The sequence below is a fragment of the Burkholderiales bacterium genome (genome assembly GCA_013695435.1).
Classification (GTDB): domain Bacteria; phylum Pseudomonadota; class Gammaproteobacteria; order Burkholderiales; family JACMKV01; genus JACMKV01.
Genome location: JACDAM010000199.1, coordinates 1 through 2988, shown reverse-complemented (window position 1 = coordinate 2988; position 2988 = coordinate 1). Strand labels below are relative to the sequence as shown.

General features: G+C 60.1%; 4 protein-coding genes. All 4 read right to left on the bottom strand.

The genetic code is table 11. The features are described 5' to 3' along the window. Positions 1–188: OmpW family protein (locus H0V78_10120; GenBank protein ID MBA2352113.1), on the bottom strand; the 188-nt coding region annotated here is incomplete at its 3' end. Between the two features lie 663 nt (positions 189–851). Then, a complete protein-coding gene (locus tag H0V78_10115) occupies positions 852–1388 on the bottom strand; it encodes a hydrogenase maturation protease (protein ID MBA2352112.1) in 537 nt (178 codons plus the stop codon). Next, complete coding sequence (locus H0V78_10110; protein ID MBA2352111.1) at positions 1385–2722, bottom strand: hypothetical protein; 1338 nt, start codon at positions 2720–2722, stop codon at positions 1385–1387. Before H0V78_10110 ends, H0V78_10115 begins: the two co-directional genes overlap by 4 nt. Before the next feature lie 62 nt (positions 2723–2784). Further along, positions 2785–2955 carry a hypothetical protein gene (locus H0V78_10105; protein MBA2352110.1) on the bottom strand — a complete coding sequence of 57 codons (171 nt, stop codon included), beginning with the start codon at positions 2953–2955 and terminating at the stop codon, positions 2785–2787. Between the last annotated feature and the right edge of the window lie 33 nt (positions 2956–2988).

Sequence of the window (2988 nt, the reverse complement as noted above, 5' to 3'; positions counted from 1 at the left end):
GTCACAATCGGCGGCAGAATATCCACCGAGCCGAGGCTGTCGGTTCCAAAGCCGCTAGCCAAAGCGCTGGAGTTGGTTTTCACCTCCAGGTTGATAAAAGTAGCCAGTACGTTCACCGCAATATTGGGCGTGACAAAATACGTCGCATCGAACGCAAAATCGACAGTCTCATCAGTATCCAGATTCAACGGGCCATCCGACTGGGTATCGGTGAGTACACCGATGGCCGTGGTGCGGAGTAGTCAGGGCTTGTCCGGCGGCGCCAAGAACTGACCGGCAGCCGAAGACGTCCATAGCAACCCCAGCAGGGCGGTCAGCGTCCAACTCAGGTGATGCAATTCCTTTTTCATGGCTTCCTCCTTCGTATCACGATGCGAGTCCAGCGCGGGCATCCCGATCCCGGTCCACATCGACCGATTCTCAGGTTAGCGCTGATGTCGCGCAGATTCACCGTCACGCCGGCGATGATCAGATGATCCAGAAATACGTCGACGCGCCCATTTCAATCTCCTGCGTGATTGCCGGTGATGCTCGATGTTGCGAACAACGCCGGCGGGTTGATAGAGAATCGCTCGCAAAGCTTCGGGCTTTGCTACATGTTGCGTATTTTTATATAGCGCTGGATGTCCTTGAGGTTCGCCACGACCGCCACGACGGCGAGTGGAAGCACGATAAACCGGAAGAAATTTTTCATTCAAACCTCCTTAGCTGGATTACATCGATCGAATCCGCAGATAGCGTTTGATATCGCGCAGATTCACCAAGATTACAAACACGACTAGCAGGACGATCAAGCCGCCGATTGCATACCATTCATTCATCGCAATCTCCGTCTCAAGTTCACGCAGCAGTTACAATTTCGCGCTCAGCTCCGTGCTCAGTTCGCGCATGCCCCGATCCTGTTCCGCCATTCGTATAACCATAGCCTCGATCAGTTCAACCGCTTTGTCGACGGCGGCGGCGACCGGCTCGCTCAAACCCATGCGCCCCTCACCTTCGAGTTCGTTGCCAAAGCTCTCCGGTTCGCAGCCCACCAACACGATCGAGCCCGAGCCTTCCACCGTGCGCGCGTAACGCAGTACGCTGCCGGGGCTCATGTCGTGCGGCGACAATTGCTGTCTGTCGCCATCGCTGCCCGCCGGCTCCGACTCGGGCTCGATCACATACAAACTCCCGGGCGGTCCGCCTCGCTGGACGGTGTCGACGAGGATGGCGGCGGCATAACCATCCTGCAATGCGTAGCCCAAGTCCAGCGCGCGTATGCCGAAATCCACGACCTGCACGCCTTGCGGCAGCGCGCGCCGCGCCAGACGCTGCGCGACTTCGACGCCAAACGCGTCGTCGCCGAGGAATATATTGCCGACGCCTGCGACCAGGACCGGATTCATCCGACGCTGTCCTGTTTGCCTAGGGGCTCGACTTCCTCCGGAGCAAAAAAGAAGCGATGGCCGGGCATACGCTCCAACCCTAAATCCCTGCCGGGATCGTCATCGATGGTCACGGCAACATGCACGCGGTCTTCGAAATCGCGCTCGATGGATTCGATGGTCGCAAGCTTGTTGGACAGCGCCATATCGAATATGTCGGCGTTGCCGCGCGGCTTCAGACGCACCGGATCGCCGACCCGCAATTCCACGCCGTTCACGCGAAGGTAGGCGAGGCGCGGCAGCGCGTCGAGTTCTTCCCATGGCGATTTGGCTTCGTCCGGCACCGGTTCATGCAACGGTTCGACCGGACGCAGATGGCGCATGGCGCCGTGCAGCTTCTGCAACTGTTCCGGAGCAAGCCGCTCGGTGCGTTCGAGCAGCGCGCGGGAGCGCTCATCGACCGCCGCCATCTCGCGTTTTTCGTCATCGGTCATGGCCAGGATGCGCAGGGTGAGGATCTCGTCGATCTCGGTCGCGTCAAACAAGTCGCCGGGGCTTTCGGGAGCGATCTGTGGATAGTCGTAAAGGATGATCGGGGATGACAGGAGCGTATCGCGCGCTCCTTCTTCGCCCACCAGCACTGGCCAGGTGCCGATGTTTTTGCATTCGGCTGCGGCTGCCGCGAGCGGCTGCGGCGGATCCATCATGGACACGAATCCCCCTGCTCGCACGTTGAGGATCGTATGGCACGACACCAGGGCGTGCAGCGATGCGGCATCGCGGTTCATGCCTTCGGTCATCTCCAGGGTGGTGGAATTGATGATTCTTGCGGTCAGCCGGAACGCGGCTTCGGCGACGAACTCGGCGCACAACTCGATTTTCCCTTCGATCGGCTGTTGCGTGCGGACCAGCACGCCGACCACCTCACCGTCCGCAGCGGATAAAGGTTCGAGATGACGGCGACCCGCAAACGCAAACGGGACCTCGCGCGCCGAAGCAGCCAGTGCCTCGATTGAAAGCTCGCCGACATGCACCTTTTGCGCCGTGGCTTCCTGCCAGGTGTAGTAACGCCGCTCACCGACTTCGAGCATTTCGACTTTCCGGTACGGAGGTTCATCGAGCTCCGGCCATTCCCGCAGCGGCTGCTCGAGCGCGCCCACCTGGCGTTCGACCAGGTGCAGAAACCCGATTTCGACACCGAGCCCGGTGCGCCCGTCGCCTTGCACCAGGCATTGGGTCTGCATGATCCAGGGATCCGCCCCGTTCTGCGCGACGCTGTACGCCTGCGGATACACTCCGCCGAAAGTCCAGCGCTGCCGGTTCTTCACCGACGACGGGCGATACGGATAAAGCATGTATCCCTCGTAGAGCACGGCGTTGACGATGGCATCCGCGCGCCTCCTGTCGCGTCCCGCACTCACGGCACGTTCTCCTCGACGGCATCGAGCGCGTGTTCCAATGCTCGCTCCCAGGTCGGCAAGCGATTGCGCAGCTTGTACTCGCAAAGCCGGTCGAACACATCGCGGTTCAGGCACAACCACGCGCTGTTCGGGTAATAGTGATCCATCATTTCCTGCCACGTTTTCACCGCTAGTCGAAAACTGGCCTCCTTGTTCCACGA

Coding starts and splice junctions, on each gene's coding strand:
- H0V78_10110 (MBA2352111.1), bottom strand. CDS start 2,722: ATGCTTTATCCGTATCGCCCGTCGTCGGTGAAGAACCGGCAGCGCTGG.
- H0V78_10115 (MBA2352112.1), bottom strand. CDS start 1,388: ATGAATCCGGTCCTGGTCGCAGGCGTCGGCAATATATTCCTCGGCGAC.